This window comes from Bradyrhizobium sp., assembly GCF_049691595.1.
Taxonomy (GTDB): Bacteria; Pseudomonadota; Alphaproteobacteria; order Rhizobiales; family Xanthobacteraceae; genus Bradyrhizobium.
In genome coordinates this window covers 1-2,504 of record NZ_JBAVNZ010000135.1, presented here as the reverse complement: position 1 = coordinate 2,504, position 2,504 = coordinate 1, and the positions used below count along the sequence as shown (strand labels likewise).

The 2,504-nt window shown below is 63.0% G+C and carries 3 protein-coding genes and 1 pseudogene; all 4 read right to left on the bottom strand.

Annotated elements, in window-relative coordinates:
* A partial coding sequence (locus WCE35_RS06035) for a glutathione S-transferase N-terminal domain-containing protein (RefSeq protein WP_424592436.1) occupies positions 1-194 on the bottom strand: 194 nt, incomplete at its 3' end.
* A 154-nt stretch (positions 195-348) separates the two neighbouring features.
* Positions 349-1,194: a fumarylacetoacetate hydrolase family protein gene (locus WCE35_RS06030; protein WP_424592435.1), complete on the bottom strand. Its 846-nt coding sequence runs from the start codon at positions 1,192-1,194 to the stop codon at positions 349-351.
* A gap of 131 nt (positions 1,195-1,325) precedes the next feature.
* Positions 1,326-2,174 carry an MBL fold metallo-hydrolase gene (locus tag WCE35_RS06025; protein ID WP_424592434.1) on the bottom strand — a complete coding sequence of 283 codons (849 nt, stop codon included), beginning with the start codon at positions 2,172-2,174 and terminating at the stop codon, positions 1,326-1,328.
* Positions 2,175-2,208: 34 nt separating this feature from the next.
* Positions 2,209-2,504, bottom strand: a pseudogene (locus WCE35_RS06020) (NADPH:quinone reductase); the annotation flags it as partial.

Here is a 2,504-nt window from a genome sequence, read left to right as displayed (position 1 = left end):
ACGACCTCGCCATTATCCAGGATCAGCGCCGGCAGTTTCTTCAGCGGATTGATGTCGCGCGCATACTGGTCATTGGGCTGGCCCGGCGCGACGGTCGCGGCGACGAATTCGATCCTGTCGATCAGGCCAAGTTCGATCGCGGCAATACGAACCTTGCGCGCGAACGGCGAGGCGGGGGAGAAGGTGAGTTTCATGGGATGTCCTTGAAAAATGCTTGGACCGGAATTCCACCGTCATTGCGAGCGAAGCGAAGCAATCCATAGGGCCGCAAAGGAAGACTGGATTGCTTCGTCGCCATGCTCCTCGCAATGACGGCAGTTGGCGCTAAGGAATTCCGCGCCATCAACCTCACGCCGCGACGATCTCCTGCCTTTGCTCGCCGAGGCCTTCGATGCCGAGCGTGACGACATCGCCGACATTGAGGAACTTTGGCGTCGGCTTCATGCCGGCGCCGACGCCGGGCGGCGTGCCCGTGGTGACGATGTCGCCGGGCAACAGCGTCAGGAAACGCGAGACATAGGCGATGCACTTCGCTATCGAGAAGATCATGGTCGAGGTCGATCCGGTCTGGCGGCGCTCGCCGTTGACGTCGAGCCACATCGACAGTTTCTGCACGTCCGGGATTTCGTCCCTGGTCGCAACCCACGGGCCGAGCGGCCCAAACGTGTCGTGCGACTTGCCCTTGGTCCACTGGCCCAGCCGCTCGAGCTGGAAATTCCGCTCGGACACGTCGTTGCAGACGCAATAGCCGGCGACGTGATTGAGCGCGTCGGCCTCCGAGACGTATTTGGCGCGGGTGCCGATGATGGCGGCGATTTCGACTTCCCAGTCGAGCTTGATCGAGTCGCGCGGCTTCTCCACGGGGTCGTTGGGTCCGCTGAGCGCGGTGTTGGCTTTCAGGAAGAAGATCGGCTCGGTCGGAATTGGCGCGCCGGTTTCCTTGGCGTGATCGACATAGTTGAGGCCGATGGCGACGAATTTCGAGATGCCGGTGACCGGCGCGCCGAACCGCGGCTTGCCGTTGACGGCGGGGAGCTTGGACGGATCGAGGCCGGCGAGCTTCGCCAGCGAGTCCGGCGCATAGGCCTCGCCATTGAGATCCCTAACATGCCCCGAGAGATCGCGCAGCTGGCCGGATTTATCGATCAGGCCGGGCTTTTCCTGGCCAATCACGCCGTAACGAACAAGCTTCATTTTCATCACTCCCTGGGGTTTTTTGGAGACTTTCCGGTCTTTGGACGCTTCATGGAACAGGGCGGGGGGAAATTCAATGGCCGACTGCGCGCTGCATTGCAGCCAGCCTTATTCCGCGGGGCGGGCCGGGGTCACGCCAGCGCAATGAACCTGAAGGTGTCGCCGTCGCGCCTGATATGGCCGGCATCGAAGTGGCCGCCGATGACGAGTGTCGGCGTCTCGGCGAAGCGCGAAAACAATTCACGCCGGGTCGTCACGGACTGCCCGGGATCGGAATCGGCCGTCGACGACCAGTCGAGATGCGCCATCTGGCAGGGATGATGGGCGACGTCGCCGGTGAGCAGGGCTGCCTCGCCGCCGGACCTGATGTGGACGCTCATATGGCCGGGGCTGTGGCCGGGCGTCGGGATCAGGGTGATTTCGTCGGAAAGCTGGTGGTCGCTGGCGACCAGGTCGGCCTTGCCGGCGTCGGCGACCGGCTTCACGGAATCCTCGAACACCGCGACCTTGTCGGGTGTATCGCTGTGGTCGCGCCAGTGCTGGTATTCGGCCCTGCCGAACACGTAGCGCGCGTTCGCAAACGTTGGCACCCATTTGCCGCCGACGAGTCTGGTGTTCCAGCCGACGTGATCGACGTGCAGATGCGTGCACAGCACGGTGTCGATGCTGTCGGGCGGGAAGCCGGCTTGGGTCAGCGTGTCCAGGAACGGATCCTGGCGGTTGTTCCAGGTCGGTATGTTGCGGCCCTGCTTGTCGTTGCCAAGCCCGGTATCGACGACGATCCGCCGCGTCGGCGTCTCCAGCATCAGCGAATGGATCGACATTTTCAGGCGGCCTTCCGCGGTCGCGAAATGCGGCGTGAGCCAGGGCAGTTTCTGGATCTCTTCGTTGCTCGCGAGTGGCAGGATGAACCGGGTGCTGCCGACGGTTTCCATCTCGATGATTTTTGTGATCTTGACCTTGCCGACATTCCAGTGCATCCGGCGGTTTCCTTTATTTGTTGAGGCGCAGGGGCTATCGCGCGCAGTCGACGATGACCGTGCCGAGCTTGTCGCCCTTCTCTACGGCCAGATGCGCCTGCGCGGTGTCGGCGAGGGAGAACTGCCCGGCGATGTTGTGAATTCGTGTTCCCGCCGCCAGCCATTTCGAGATGTCGGCCTGGGCGGCCGCGAGCAGCGGCGGTGGCAGCGCGAACAGCACCAGCGCGCGCAACGCGATGCATTTTTCCATCAGCTCGCGCATCGGCACGACCGGCGTGCGATTGCCGTTGGTGGCGTAGACGGCGATCGTCGAATTCATCGCCATCAGTT